Annotated in this window: 10 protein-coding genes; all 10 read right to left on the minus strand. The window is 62.8% G+C overall.

The window, feature by feature from the left end:
- Positions 1-432 precede the first annotated feature (432 nt).
- The 10 genes from tyrS to ADJ95_RS03730 all read right to left on the minus strand — a co-directional run bounded on the left by tyrS (position 433) and on the right by ADJ95_RS03730 (position 14,175).
- Complete coding sequence (tyrS, locus tag ADJ95_RS03685) at positions 433-1,737, minus strand: tyrosine--tRNA ligase (protein ID WP_049332708.1); 1,305 nt, start codon at positions 1,735-1,737, stop codon at positions 433-435.
- A gap of 120 nt (positions 1,738-1,857) precedes the next feature.
- Positions 1,858-4,152 carry a HelD family protein gene (locus ADJ95_RS03690; RefSeq protein ID WP_049332711.1) on the minus strand — a complete coding sequence of 765 codons (2,295 nt, stop codon included), beginning with the start codon at positions 4,150-4,152 and terminating at the stop codon, positions 1,858-1,860.
- A 218-nt stretch (positions 4,153-4,370) separates the two neighbouring features.
- Entirely contained in the window at positions 4,371-4,922 is a 552-nt protein-coding gene (locus ADJ95_RS03695; protein WP_049332713.1) for an adenine phosphoribosyltransferase, read from the minus strand.
- A 273-nt stretch (positions 4,923-5,195) separates the two neighbouring features.
- A complete protein-coding gene (locus ADJ95_RS03700) occupies positions 5,196-6,812 on the minus strand; it encodes an AMP-binding protein (protein WP_049332716.1) in 1,617 nt (538 codons plus the stop codon).
- 176 nt (positions 6,813-6,988) lie between these two features.
- Positions 6,989-7,474 carry an arginine repressor gene (locus ADJ95_RS03705; protein ID WP_049332718.1) on the minus strand — a complete coding sequence of 162 codons (486 nt, stop codon included), beginning with the start codon at positions 7,472-7,474 and terminating at the stop codon, positions 6,989-6,991.
- A 369-nt stretch (positions 7,475-7,843) separates the two neighbouring features.
- Complete coding sequence (locus tag ADJ95_RS03710) at positions 7,844-8,632, minus strand: hypothetical protein (protein ID WP_049332720.1); 789 nt, start codon at positions 8,630-8,632, stop codon at positions 7,844-7,846.
- A gap of 212 nt (positions 8,633-8,844) precedes the next feature.
- On the minus strand, positions 8,845-11,415 hold the full coding sequence (gene pheT / locus ADJ95_RS03715; protein ID WP_049332721.1) for a phenylalanine--tRNA ligase subunit beta: 2,571 nt from the start codon (positions 11,413-11,415) through the stop codon (positions 8,845-8,847).
- A gap of 3 nt (positions 11,416-11,418) precedes the next feature.
- The gene (pheS, locus tag ADJ95_RS03720) at positions 11,419-12,546 is read right to left on the minus strand and encodes a phenylalanine--tRNA ligase subunit alpha (protein ID WP_049332723.1); all 1,128 of its coding nucleotides are present in this window, start codon (positions 12,544-12,546) and stop codon (positions 11,419-11,421) included.
- 317 nt (positions 12,547-12,863) lie between these two features.
- Positions 12,864-13,385, minus strand: a complete 522-nt coding sequence (locus tag ADJ95_RS03725; RefSeq protein ID WP_049333108.1) for an ABC transporter ATPase — start codon at positions 13,383-13,385, stop codon at positions 12,864-12,866.
- A 280-nt stretch (positions 13,386-13,665) separates the two neighbouring features.
- A complete protein-coding gene (locus ADJ95_RS03730) occupies positions 13,666-14,175 on the minus strand; it encodes a (deoxy)nucleoside triphosphate pyrophosphohydrolase (protein WP_049332725.1) in 510 nt (169 codons plus the stop codon).
- Positions 14,176-14,188 lie beyond the last annotated feature (13 nt).

Raw genomic sequence — 14,188 nt, forward strand, 5'->3', positions numbered from 1 at the left:
ATACAGACCCGAATACAGGCCCGCAACCCGAATACGGGTGAAGTAGAACACAAATAAGGCCTTGAAAGGGCCTCGAACACCCCCACAAACACCAAACTGCCTAGTCAGTGCGTTTTATGGGTGCTAAAAAATCTTCAAAAAACTTCTAGAAACCTCAAAAATCTGCGAATTCCCCTCTCTGGAGCCCCAAAACAGGGTCGAAAGGTGCCCAAAGCCCTCGCGGACAAAGACAAACCAAGAAAACTCAGAGCCAGAAGAGGGCAGCAGAACGATACAAGAAGAGCCCCTCCTGACGGAGGGGCTCTCTGTGCATATAGGGAACGTATATCGGGAACAGAAAAGGAGGGGCACTCCCCCACCGAACATTCAGTAATGAATACTTCAGTAGAGAAGAACCCCTCCCCCTCTATGTATAGAGAAAGTCAGAAGAGACTAGACCAGCTCAACCGCGCCCTGGTTCTTCTTGCCACGGCGAACCATCGCAAAACGACCGTGCAGTAGGTCATCCTTGGAGATGGTGGCGTCCTCACCCTGAACCTTCACGCCGTTCACCGAAGCGCCGCCCTCCTTCAGAATGCGACGAGCCTCAGAGTTAGACTTCGCAAAGCCCAGCTCGGTCAGTACCGAAATCAAGTCCAGACGATCCTCGGTCAGCTTCGCAGAAGGAAGCTCCGCAACCACAGATTCCAGGGTTACCTCGTCCAGAGCAGCGAAATCGCCCTTGCCGAACAGAGCCTCCGAAGCAGCCACGGCCTGATCGGTAGCCTCAATACCGTGAACCAGCGAAGTCACCAGGTACGCCAGAGTCTTCTGAGCCTCACGCTTAAACGGTTCCTTCTCAACCTTCTCGGCGAACTCAGCAATCTCAGCGCGAGTCAGGAAGGTGAACACCTTCAGACGATCCACAACATCCGCATCCGCGGTGTTCAGCCAGAACTGGTAGAAAGCGTACGGCGAGCACATCTGCGGGTTCAGCCAAATAGCGTTACCCTCGCTCTTACCGAACTTGGTGCCGTCAGAGTTAGTAATCAGCGGGGTACCAATAGCGTGAACGCTCTTACCCTCGACCTTACGGATCAGCTCGGTACCGCTGGTCAGGTTGCCCCACTGATCAGAACCACCGGTCTGCAGAGTGCAGCCGAAACGACGGTTCAGCTCCAGGAAGTCCAGGCCCTGCAGAATCTGGTACGAGAACTCGGTGTACGAAATGCCCTCGTCGGAGTTCAGGCGCTTCGCCACAATCTCCTTCTTCACCATGGTGCCCACGCGGAAGTGCTTACCAACATCGCGCAGCAGCTGCAGAGCAGACATCTGACCGCTCCAGTCCAGGTTATTCACCATCCGAGCAGCGTTCTCACCCTCGAAAGACAGGAAACGCTCAATCTGTGCGCGCAGGGACTTCACCCACTCAGCAACAACCTCAGGAGAGTTCAGCACACGCTCAGACGTCTGACGCGGATCACCAATCAGACCGGTGAAACCACCCACCAGGCCCAGCGGCTTGTGACCTGCCAGCTGCAGACGACGCATCACCAGCAGCTGCACCAGGTGGCCCAGGTGCAGCGAAGCCGCGGTCGGATCATAACCCGTGTAGAAAGTCAGGGTCTCCTCACTCAGCGCCTTCTCCAGGGCAGCCTCATCGGTGCTCACGTGCACCAGGCCGCGCCACTTCAGCTCCTGCCAAATATTCTCGAAGGTATCGTCATTATGCTGCGCGTTGAGGATCTCGGCAGACATGCTTCTCCCATTCACAAGGTAACGACGCACGAGGCGTCCGAACAAAATATGTACTAAGCCTAACACCGCACCGGCACAAACGCTCAGAACAAGCGCCCGGCGGCGGGTGCATGGATGCGGCTACAGGCCCGCGGGCATGCGCGAGCCCACCAGATACAGGCGCTGGGTGGGACGGGTCATCGACACGTACACGTCACCCACCGCGCCGTCCGCATCATCAATCAGCTGCTGCGGTTCAACAATCACCACAACGTCGAACTCCAGGCCCTTCGCCTCCCACGGGGTCAGCACCAGCACCTGGTTTTCCAGAGCCGTCTGCGCGGTACCCGTGCGGTCGGCGTGCGCACGAGCCACCGCCCGAGCCGTCTCAAGGTACAGGCTCGACGGGCAAATCACGCCAATCAGCGCGCCGCCGGACTGGGCAACCTCATCGCTCACCACGGACACGGTCTGCTCCACCACGGCATCGGGGGCAACCTCGCGAATCAGCGGAGGCCACTGACCCTCACGAACCGCGCGAGGAGCCGACACCTCGTAGCCGGCAGCCCGAGCCACCGAAGCTGCCGCCTGCGCAATCTGCGCCGGAGTGCGGTAGTTAATCGTCAGCTCGTCCAGGGTGAAGCGCTCCCCCACGAACGGTTCCAGGGCCTGCGCCCACGACGAAGCCGCCGCCGGCGACGAAGCCTGCGCAATATCGCCCACAATCGTGAAGGACTTCATGGGGCAGCGTCGCATCAGCAGACGCCACTGCATCGGCGAGAGCTCCTGCGCCTCATCCACCACCACGTGACCGTACGCCCAGGTGCGATCGGACGAAGCCGCGGCCGCCGCGGTCATCCGCTCGCCACGCACCTCGTTCATCATCGCAATCTGCTCGGGGGTAATCACGCCATCGGCGCCAATATCCTCCAGGGACTGGTGCACGTTCTCCAAAGCCTTCGTCGCGTTCTCAAGGTTCGCGCGATGCTCGGCCGCCGCACGCGCCGCCGCAGCGGCACCCGTCACCTTCGAGAAATCGCCCAGCAGCTCCGCGGCCTCATCCAACAGGGGGACATCAGCCTCGGTAAAGGGAGCATCCGCAGGACGGGCCAGAAGCTCTCGCTCCGCCTTCGACAGACTACGGGTAGCCGACTCCAGGTAGTGCGGCTTCGAATACAGCGAGCGCAACAGGGTCTCGGGCGAGAGCGGCATCCACGCCAGGTTCAGGGCGCGACGCACGTCCATGGAGGCGCGCACGTCATCCTGCAGGTAAGGGCGCTCCACCACGCGGCCCGCCGCGCGGTTCAGCTGCTCATCAAGCTTGGCCGTCAGCTCCTTCAACAGAATTTTCACGAAGGTTTCGCGGGCCTCGTTGTGCGGCTTACCGGTCGAGCGGGCGCGGGAACGAGCCGAACGCACCATCTCGGGGGTCAGCTCGACGTCCGTTCCCTCAACGTTCAGAAGCTGCGCCCGTGCGGGAACCTTCTGACGGTCCGCCACAGCGCGCTTAATGACCTTGACCATACGCAAATCGCCCTTAAGGGATGCCACCGCGCGGTCTTCCTCGGGCACGGCGCGCAGGCCCGGGTATAGGGTCGCCAGCGAAGCCATCACCACGCCGGTTTCGCCCAGCGAAGGCAACACACGCTCGATGTACCACATGAAAGAATTCGAGGGGCCCACCACGAGCACACCCGCCTTCGACAGGCGCTCACGATTTGTGTACAGCAGATAGGCCGCGCGGTGCAGAGCCACCGCGGTCTTACCGGTACCGGGACCACCCTGGACCACGCGCACGCCCGGCAGCTCCGAGCGGATGATTGCATCCTGCTCAGCCTGAATGGTCGCCACGATATCGCCCATGCGGCCGGTACGCTTCTTATTCAGCGCGGCCAGCAGCGCTCCCTCACCGTGCAGGGCATCCGAGTCCTCCAGCATGGCCTCGTCGAAGACCTCGTCCTCAATGTTTACGACGGTGCGGCCCTCCAGCATCAGGTGACGACGGCGACGCACGCCCATCGGCTGAAACGCGGTGGCCTGGTAGAAGGTACCCGCCTCGGGGGCACGCCAGTCCATGAGAAGGCGACGCTGGTTATCGTCGATAATGCCGATGCGGCCGATGTAGCGCACAGCATCCGCACCCTCGCGGTCCATGTCCAGGCGGCCGAAGGTCAAGCGAGAATCCACGGCGTTCAGCTGAGCCAGGCGATCCTCGTAATAGGTTGCGAAGGAATCACGCTCCGAACGGTTCTGGTGCCCGCCCACCGCCTGGTTCTTGCGCACATCCGCCAGCTTCTGACCGGTCTCTTCGCGTAGCTCGTCCAGACGAGCGTATACGCGGGACACGTACTCGCGCTCAGCAGCCATCTGCTCTGCAAATAGCTGCTCAGCCTTCGACGATTCCTCGGGCCGGTGGGACAGGGATTCAGATGACACGCAAGCTCCTTAAACATAGTGCGTCTCAGTGCGGCACCGTGAGCGGCACCTAAAAATACGGGTCACTATTCTACAGGATGGGCTCTCGAGCCCAGAAATATGACGGCTTCCGGTAGCACCGGTCAGACGACGAGGTGCCCCTCCCGAAAGCATCGGAAGGGGCACCTCGGTTCTGCCCTACGGCAGGAAGAAATAATGCGGAATCCGCTATCGGGCCGCTACTCGGAGACCAGGCTCAGGGTCTCAACGCGGTAACCGGCCAGCGCATCGCGGCCGCCCAGGCCGTCCAGCTCCAGCAGGGCAGCCACGCCGGCAACCTTAAGGTTGGCGCGCTCCACGAGCTTCACCGCGGCCTCCAGGGTACCGCCGGTTGCCAGAATATCGTCAAGAATCAGCACTCGGGTACCCGGCGCGAAGTCGCTGCAGTGAATCTCGACGGCCGCGGTACCGTACTCGAGCGCGTACTCCTCACGGTAGGTTTCGCGGGGAAGCTTGCCGGCCTTGCGAATCGTCATGATGCCCTTGCCCGTAGCGTAAGCCAGGGCCGATGCCAGCAGGAAGCCGCGGGCCTCCACACCGGCGACCACATCAAACTCGCCCTCGAAGCGGTGGGCCAGCTCATCGATGCAGGCCTTGAATACCTCGGGATTGGCGAAGAGAGTCGTCACATCGTAGAAGAGGATGCCCTCGTGCGGGTAATCCTGAATCGTGGCGCAGGCCGCGGGGATGCGCTGTTCGATGGGGGTAGCCTCAGAAGCGGGAACGCTCATGCTCTCTCTTTCGTGGGGTGGCGTCGGGCTCGAACGGCCCGGAATCGTCTGCGGCGGCACAGGCCGCCTAGAGAATTCTACTCTGTTCCAGCGCTTTTTTCCTCTATACACTCGCAGGTCACCCGCATTAGCCCGCATCAACGCGAGATTGACGCGAGGTTCACGCGTAAAGCCCCGGCCGCTTCCTCATGTGAGGGGGCCGGGGCTTTGAAGCGCGGGAAGCATCGGGGGTTAGGGCCCCGCGTTCTAGGACTCTACGCTCTCAGTATGCTCTTAGGACTCCGCCAGCTTCGAACGCAGGTCCCGCTTCAGAATCTTTCCGGTCGGGCCCAGCGGCATCGCATCCACCGCAACGTAGCGGCGCGGGTACTTGTAGGCCGCAAGGCGGGTTCGGGCCAGGGCGTTGAGCTCCGCCTGCACCACGCCCCAGTCGGCTCCGGCCCGCGGCACCACGACGGCGACGATCTCCTCGCCCACGCGTTCATCCGGCACGCCCAGCACCGCCACAGACTGCACCAAATCATGGGTGTACAGCACGTCCTCAATCTCGCGCGGGTACACCGAGTAGCCGTTGCGCAACACCATGTCCTTGATGCGGTCCACGATAAAGATATTGCCGTCGGCATCCACGCGAGCCACGTCCCCGGTCGCAAACCACTCACCGTCGAACACTCCGGCGGTTGCCTCGGGGTTATTCCAGTAACCGAGCATCACGTTCTCGCCGCGCACCCACAGTTGGCCGCTCTCCCCCGTCGGGCACTCGACGCCCGCGGAGTCGCGCACCTGAACCTGCACACCGGGCAGGACGCGGCCCACCGAGCCCAGCACCATGCCGAAGGCCGCCTGGTTGAAGGAGACCACGGGCGAGGTTTCGCTCAGGCCGTAGCCCTCGTACACGGTACAATCGGCCAGTTCCTTCCAAGCCTCGTGCACCGGAGCGGGCAGAGCCGAACCACCCGAAATGCCGAAGCGCACCGTACCGCGCAGGCGGGCGCAACGCTCCGGCTGCTCAGCCATGAGGGCCGCAAGAGAGATGTACATGCTCGGCACGGCTGCCAGGACCGACACCCGGGCCGCCTCAATCAGGCTCAGCGCGTGGTCGGGCGTAAAGCGCGGAAGCAACGCCACCGTCGCGCAGGCCGCAAAAGCCGCGTTCATCGACACCGTCTGGCCGAAGGCGTGGAAGAGAGGGAGGCCGCCAAAGATGACGTCCTCGGCGGTGAAACCAAAAACTTTCACGCAGCTGCGGGCGTTCGAGAGGATATTCGCGTGGCTGAGGGTGGCTCCCTTCGGGCGGCCGGTCGTGCCCGAGGTGTACAGGATAACCGCGGGATCCTGCTCTTTCACCACGGCGGGTGCCAGCGGAACGTCCACACCGTCAAAGGGGGCCAGGGGCGAGGCGGAGGGCTCAAAAATTTCGCACCGCACCGAACCGTTCTTCACCGGCACCGTCGAGGCGGCCTCCTGCGCCAGGCGAGTGCCGGCAAAGGCGAAGAGAACCTTTGCGCCGCTGTCTTCAAGGTGGTACTCCAGCTCCGCTCCCGACAGCAGGGGGTTGAGCGGCACGCAAATTGCACCGCGCGCGGCAATACCGTAGTAGAGGGCGGGCATCAGCGGCACGTTCGGCATGGACAGGGCCACTCGGTCGCCCGCCTCCACGCCCAGGGTCCCCAGGTATCGCTGCACCTCTGCCGCTGCCGAGGCCAGTTCGCCGTAGCTGATGTTCAGCAGCGAGGAGGACTCGGAGGCGTCACCCGCGGCGGGCAGTGCGAGCGCGGTCTTGCGCGGGGAGGCTGCGGCCGCCTCCGCCAGAATTGAGGCGGTATTATTCCGGGCCGAGGGCGCTGCCTGCGAGGGATCGCTGGGAGTCGAAGCGGTTGTAGAAGTCATCGTTGAGTTCTCCTGCGGTGTTGTTCTGTGTTGTTCGTATCGTCTTCGTCTATAGGTTGATGCCCTCATGAGGCTCTCGGCCTCCGGGCCCACTTGCCCTGTCTCGGGTACGCAACGGGGGTGCGTCCGGGACCGCCGATTCTTCATCGGACGATCCGGGGCGCACCCCTCGCACGCTACTGGGCTGCCGACCAGTCCAGGAAGCTTTCAGCCAGCCCGGCCCCGCCATTGGGGTCGCGGGTAATCACCATCACGGTGTCGTCTCCAGCAATCGTGCCCAGGATGGCGTCCATGCCACTCTGGTCGATTGAGGAAGCCAGGAACTGGGCCGCCCCCGGAGGGGTACGCAGCACCGTGATATTCGCCGAACCCTCGGCGGTAATCAGCAGCTCCTTGAACAGGGAAATCATGCGGGCGTCCGGCGCGGTGCCGCCACCGCGACGAGCCGGATAGTTCGGAACAGCGTAAATCAGACCGGCGCCCTCATCGCGGATGCGCTCGGCTCCAATTTCAACGAGATCGCGGGAAAGGGTGGCCTGAGTAACCTTCATACCGTCATCGGTCAGGTACTGCGCCAGTTCAGCCTGGGAACGTACACGTCGGGTCTGCAGCAGCTCAACGATGCGGGCCTGACGCGCGATCTTGGTCGAGGGGAAAGGCATGTTATCTCTTCTTCCTACGGTGCCAATCACGAGTACGGACCTTCCCGTCCGTCGGTGGAACGGGTAGCGTCCTCTCTACCCAAGATAATACATATGCACATAAATATGCGTCATAAATATGGATTATTCTCATATTTATAGGGAAATCCGCCCCGGAATCTCACGATATGTACGTTCCAGCCGCCGTATCTCCGCGTGCAAATACGCACCCGGACGTATAACCTCGCGTGCTATGCATAGGCGCCGCCCCCTCTTTGGGGAGCATCTTCCGGGAGCACAGCGAAAGCCCGCCTACCGCACCGACTACGCTCATCACGTACCGGCGCGGGAGGCGGGCCCCCACAAAATCGTTATGGAAGGACTGATCGGTTAGTCCTCGTTATCCACCAGACCGTCCAGGTCCTCGTATTCCACGTTACGGGAACGGCGGTTCAGCCACACGGCGAACACCATACCGCCCAGCAGCACCAGGATCGCGCCGATGATGCTTGCGATGCCGGCCACGCGATGACCGGTCACCTGGCCCTCGGTTACGGGCTTCAGGGTGCCCATCTCTGCGGTGTAAACAACCTCGAGCTGACCGTTGTTTTCAACCAGTAGGCCATCCACCTCACGCGGGAAATCGGCCGGAACGTCACCGGTCTGCGAACCGCGGAACTCCACCGTAGCGCTGGAATTGACCTTGTACTTATCCTTCAGATTCGACACGTACGTCTTGCCGTTGAGCGCATCATCGGCGGGGAGGTTGCCCTTATAGCGCGCCACGTTCTCCTTGGTAATCAGGTCGGGAGTCAAATCCTGGTAGGTGCCCTGCACAACCCAGCTGTGGCCGGCGTAGTCGGCATTCGCGTTCACCCAGGCGAAGGAACGCACGCCCACGACCGCCAGAATAATGGCCACGACCACCGCGACGACGGCCGAGAGCACCGACAGCCAGTTCACGCCGGGGCGCTCCTCCAGCTCATCCTCGCTCATCGCAAAAAGGGAGGCGTTTTCCTCGTCATCCTCGTCGTCATCGTACTCTTCGTAGTCGTCGTACTCGTCGTACTCTTCATACTCTAGTTCTTCGGGCTCCTCGTAGCGGAAATCCTCGGAATGATTAGTCGCAGAATCCTCGTTCTGCGGACGGCGATCGTGCGAGCTTTCTCGGTTAGCCATTATCTCTCCCTCAAATCGTCTACCTTCTAGGGTACCCATTACCGCGGAGCATCACCAATAAAAGAACAAACTTGTGCTTTATTCTTTATCTGACGAGGCCAAACGCGCATATTCAGATACAAATTCGGCGGATGCGCCGTCGAACGCGCAGGTGTTCACGCAAACGGGGTGGGAGCCGAAGCCCCCACCCCGTCAGCGTCACTTGGTCTCGACTAGACGCGAGCCTCCGCGCCCAGCTGCTCGACGGCGGCCGCCACGGCTGCCTCTCGAGCGGCGGAAGCCTCGTCCGCGGTCAGAGTGCGATCCGGTGCGCGGAAACGCAGCGCGAACGCCAAGGACTTCTTCGACTCATCGATGCCGGTACCGCGGTAATCGTCGAACACGCGGATATCCTCCAGCAGCTCACCGGCGCCCTCACGCAGCACGCGCTCCACCTCAGAAGCGGGCAGATCGCGGTCCACCAGCAGGGCTACGTCCTGGGTTGCCGCCGGGTAGGTCAGCACCGGAACGGCCTGGTGTACCTCGACGCGGTGCGCGAACAGGGCGGAGAAGTCCAGCTCAAAGGCGCAGGTGCGCTCCGGCAGGTTCAGCTCCTGCAACAGCTTCGGGTGCAACTCACCGGCAAAACCGATGCGCTCGCCGTTCGCATCCAGGACCTCGGCCACGCGTCCCGGGTGGAATGCGGTATGAACGCCGTTACGCACGGTAATCGGCGCGGATACGGCATCCGCAATCAGACGCACGGCGTCCAAGGCATCGCGCCAATCGTAAGCACGAGGAGCCGCACCGGGCATCACCTCGTGCTCGGTGCCGGCGAACAGGCCGGCAATAAACGAGGGCTGCTTCGGGATGCCGGCGTTCAGGTCCGCCAGAACCTCATCCGAGGGGCGAACGCCCAGCGGCGGGATAGAGTCTGACCCCAGCTTCTCACCCGGGATGAACACGTGGCCGGATTCGAAGATGGCCAGGTTCTTGAAGCCGCGGGAAAGGTTGCGCTTGAGCACCTCGACCAGGCCGGGCAGCAGCGAGCGGCGCATCCAGCCCTCAGCCGAAGAAATCGGGTTCTCCAGGCGAATTGAGGGCACCTCGGTCACGGGGTTCTCGGGGGTGCTGACCCACGGAGCCGACCACAGGTTGTTCGCCTCAGCCGACACGAAGGGGTAGGCGAAGACCTCGGTCAGGCCGGCTGCGGCCAGCGCGTTCAGGGCGCGGCGCTTGCCTGCCTGCTCGGGGGTGTAGCCGCGGCCGGCGGGGGCCACCGGCAGGGTCGAGGGGATGTTCTCGTAGCCGTCGATACGGGCGATTTCCTCGGTCAGGTCTTCCTTCGCGCGCAGGTCGGGGCGCCAGGAAGGAACGGCCACCAGGTAGCCGGACTCGGTGCGCTCCACCGAGCAACCAATCTCGCGCAGGCTGGACTCAATCTGCTCCGGGGAGTAGTCCACGCCGATGCGGCCGGCGGTGTACTCGGCGGGCAGCTCGATGACGACCGGCTCGTAGCCGAGGGACACGTCGGTAACGCCCGGCTCAGCCTGGGCACCGGCCAGCTCGACCAGTAGCTCCACGGCACGCTGGGCGGCAGCTGCCTGAATCTGCGGGTCCACGCCGCGCTCGAAACGCTTGGAGGCCTCGGAAATCAGCTTGTGGCGGCGGGCGGTGCGAGCCACCGACACCTCGTCAAAGCGTGCGGCCTCAATCAGGATGCGGGTGGTCGAGTCGGTCACCTCGGTCGAGGCTCCTCCCATCACACCGGCCAGGCCGATCACGCCCGAATCATCGGCAATCACGATGTCCTCGGGGTGCAGGGTACGCTCCACGCCGTCCAGGGTCACCAGCTTCTCACCGGCCACCGCGCGGCGCACCACGATTTCGCCCTGAACCTTATCGGCATCGTAGAAGTGCAGGGGCTGACCGGTCTCCAGCATCACGTAGTTGGAGATGTCGACGGGCAGCGACAGCGAGCGCACACCGGCCAGACGCAGACGCGAGGACATCCACGTCGGAACCGGCGCGTCCGCCTTCACGCCGGATACCTCGCGCATCACGAAGCGCACGCAACCCGGATTACCGTGAATCGGGGCATCGTCGCGCAGGACCACCGGGTGACCGGAGGAGTTCGCTTCGGGAGCGCGCTCGCCGTACGCCAGCACAAAATCCTCAAAGGAAGAACCGGTAGCGTGGCACCACTCGCGAGCAATACCACGCAGAGAGAACGCGTAACCGCGGTCCGGGGTCACATTCACCTCAGCCGCCTGATCGTACAGGCCCAGCAGCTCCATCGCATCGGTGCCAAGCTCCGGGTCCAGGCCCAGAGTCGAGAGCACCAGGATGCCGCCGTGGTCGTCGCCGATACCCAGCTCGCGGGTCGAGGCAATCATGCCGGCCGACTTGTGGCCGTAGGTCTTACGAGCGGTAATCGCGAAACCGCCGGGCAGCACGGCGCCGGGCAGGGTCACAACAACCTTGTCGCCGGGCTTGAAGTTGTGGGCACCGCAGATGATGCCCTGAACACCGGAAGGCTCGATGCCCTTACCGGTCAGAGTCTGCTCCTGACCCTCCGGAACCACACGCACCTGGCACCAGTTCACGGTCTTACCGTTCGAGTGGGTCTCCGGCTCCATAGAGAGAACCTGGCCCACCACAATCGGGCCCGACATCTCGTCGGTGGGGCGGTGAACGTCTTCTTCTTCCAGACCAACCTTCACCAGGGTTGCCATCAAATCTTCAGCCGAAGCATCCTCGGCTACAGGCACGAACTCGCGCAGCCATGACAGGGGTACACGCATAATTTAGATCTCCATCCCGAACTGCTCAGAGAAACGGATGTCGCCCTCGACCATGTCATGCATGTCAGCGACGTTGTTACGGAACATGAGGGTACGTTCAATACCCATACCGAACGCGAAGCCCGAGTACTCCTCGGGATCGATGCCGGCGGCACGCAGCACGTTCGGGTTCACCATGCCGCAGCCACCCCACTCGATCCACTGGGGGCCGCCCTTGGCGTTGGGGTGCCACAGGTCCAGCTCGGCGGAGGGCTCGGTGAAGGGGAAGAAGTTCGGGCGCAGGCGAATCTTAGCCTCTTCGCCGAACATGGCGCGGGCCATGTACTCCAGGGTGCCCTTCAGATCGGCCATGGTCAGGCCCTTATCCACGGCCAGGCCCTCAATCTGGTGGAAGACCGGGGTGTGGGTCGCGTCCAGCTCATCGGTGCGGTACACCTGGCCGGGGCACACAATGTACAGGGGCAGCTCACGCGAGAGCATCGAGCGCATCTGCACCGGGGAGGTGTGGGTGCGCAGCAGCAGGTGAGCGTTCTTCGGCTCAACGTAGAAGGTGTCCTGCATTTCGCGCGCCGGGTGGTCCGGCTTAATGTTCAGGGCGTCGAAGTTGTACCACTCGGACTCCAGCTCGGGGCCGTCGGCAACCTCCCAGCCCATGCCGACGAAGATGTCGGTCAGACGCTCCTGCATCAGGGCGATGGGGTGGCGACCGCCCAGGGAGCGGCGAGCGGATGCGGCCGACATGTCCACGGCCTCCTCGGCCAGGATGCGGGCCTCACGCTCGGTCTCCAGCTCCTTAGTGCGAGCCTCAATAACCTCGGTCAGTGCGGCACGGGCCTGGCCCAGCAGCTTGCCCACGGGGCCCTTGTGCTGGTTCTGAAGGTCGCGCATCTGGCGGTTGGCGATGCTCATGATGCCCTTCTCACCGAAGAAGCTCAGGCGCACCTCCTTGAGGCTGTCAAAGTCTTTTGCCTTCTCGCGAATCTCCCGCTGGGCGCGCTCTCGCTCGGCCTCAAATGCCTCACGAACGGCGTCCAGACCCTTTTCGGGGTTGTTCTCCAGGACCTGCGCGATGTTGGCGAGGACCTGAGCCGGGCCCTTCGGGCCCTCGTGTTCCTGCACGGAATCGGTCATTGTCACTCTTCTCTGCGTACCACCGGCACGTTGGGGCCGGTCGGCTGGTTTGTCACTATGGGGCGGCACCGCGGGGACCGCGAGAGCTCACCAATTGCCCCGGGCACGGCGGGCGCCGAGCGTGTGAGGGGCGGAGCATCCCGGCAGGGTCTGCGGGCGCATATCCTACCCATTTTAGACCAGAGAACCACGCGAAAGCATCAGAGCGCCCGGATAGTCCATCCGGGCGCTCTGATGCTTTGATTAGGTGTGGAGTCGTCAGGTGCGCGCGCCCCGCGGCGGCATATTTGCCGAACGGGTCCCCGCGGGGGCGAGGGTTAGGCCAGCGCTTCCTTGACCTCGGGGTCGAAGGAGGAGCGAATCCACAGCACGTTGGCGATAAACCACGCGGCGTACAGCGGCACGAAGCCGTAGCGCTGAGCGTCAATCACGTTGCCAATCAGCGAGAGGACCGCGACGAAGGCGCCGAGAATCGCGAAGATGAGGCCGACGGTCAGGCCCTGGCGCTTACCCTTCTGAATCGTGAAGTACACCCACGAGTACACGATGGCCGAGCCGATGAGCAATCCCAGGCCGCCCGCAACGCCAAACTCCGGCAGGCCCTTCAGCGGGGACAGGTTATCCGGTGCGAACGAAGAAATGATGCCGTGGACAAAGCAGAGCAACGCGGAGACAATCATAATCTCCTGCAGGCGCAGAATCTTAGGGTGCTTGGTCGGCGAGTGGAACAGGATTCCACCCGGCTTGGAGCCACCTTCCTGAATGTAGATGGCCTGGGTGTCTGAAGGTACCGCGTCGGAGCGGTACGCATTCGGGTCGTACGGAGGTTGAGCAGTCATCATTGTCTCCCAATTTGTATGTGATTTCTCCCTCAATACTACCCGGTCGGTAAGAAGTTTCCAAAGAAAATGCTCGTGTCGAACTCATATATGACGATGTGCCGGTGAACCTCCCATCGGGGCGTTCACCGGCACATCGGGCGGTATTGGAGCATCGGGCAGATGCCCAGCTACATCGAGCGCGCCTAGTTAAAGAGGCCCGAGCAGATGTAGTCGTTCTCATCCTTCACCCCGGGCGGCACCGCGAAGAGAGCGTTACCGGCACGCGAGGTGCGCGCCCTTAGCTTTCGTCGCCCGACCCAGACCGACCCGCCCCAGACCGACCGAGCTGACGCAGGAGTGCCTCCACGATTGGGAAGTCCGCGGGAATCCACGGCAGCGCCAGAATCTCGGCGGCTTCCGTGGCCTCGAGGATTCCCTCCCCCGCCGGGGGAAGCGGCATCCACCGCAGAGCGCTGTGATCTTCCAAAGTATCCGGAGTACCCGAAAGAATTTCCGCGAAGAACACGCGCATCGCCAGACGCTCGCTCAGACGCCAGCCCTGCGGGTACGCGCCGGGCACCTCAGCACCCAAACGCGCCTGCACCCCCAGCTCCTCCTTCAGCTCACGCACCAGCGCCTGCTCGCAGCTCTCCCCCGGCTCGACCTTACCGCCCGGGAACTCCCACATCCCGGCAACAGTCTGCGGCTCAGAACGCTGAGCCACCAGCATACGGGTCGGAGCCACCAAAGAATCAACCACGGCGGCGCCAACCACCTGAACCTCAAACGAGGGCGACACTTCACTCATCTTTCTCTACCTT

It is taken from the genome of Rothia mucilaginosa (assembly GCF_001061665.1).
Lineage (GTDB): Bacteria > Actinomycetota > Actinomycetes > Actinomycetales > Micrococcaceae > Rothia > Rothia mucilaginosa_A.